We start from the raw sequence: 346 nt of genomic DNA, 5'->3' as shown, positions 1-346 counted from the left end.
GCCTGAACGATTTCCTCAGCGAACGGGGACAAGACACCGTCCTCCACACAATGATCTATGTCTATGCCGATGAACGGATCATCTTTTGAAAACATGAAGCCGATCCCGTCATAATCTCGATCGTTATAAAATTTCAAAACGGTCGGGAATGTCGACCAGGTTCTTTTATTACTGGATTGAGCCATGCTGCCGTCAATCTGGTACGGCACTTTTGTTTTCTTACCGTCACGTTCTTCGGAACGCCATAAAATCCACTGAGGGGCGTTTTTTAGCTCTTGCGGTATGTTCTTAAATTCGTACATGTGATAACTCCCCTTTAAAAACGAGGGAGCTATACACTCCCTCA

1 pseudogene is annotated in these 346 nt (G+C 45.1%); it reads right to left on the bottom strand.

Annotated features, from left to right (window positions below):
- Positions 1-302, bottom strand: a pseudogene (locus QMZ64_RS23095) (phage/plasmid primase, P4 family); the annotation flags it as partial.
- Positions 303-346 lie beyond the last annotated feature (44 nt).

This window comes from Bacillus sp. LB7 (assembly GCF_030449715.1).
GTDB lineage: Bacteria > Bacillota > Bacilli > Bacillales > Bacillaceae > Bacillus > Bacillus paralicheniformis.
The sequence above is the reverse complement of the archived record's forward strand: the minus strand, read 5'-3'. Positions and strand labels throughout refer to the sequence as shown.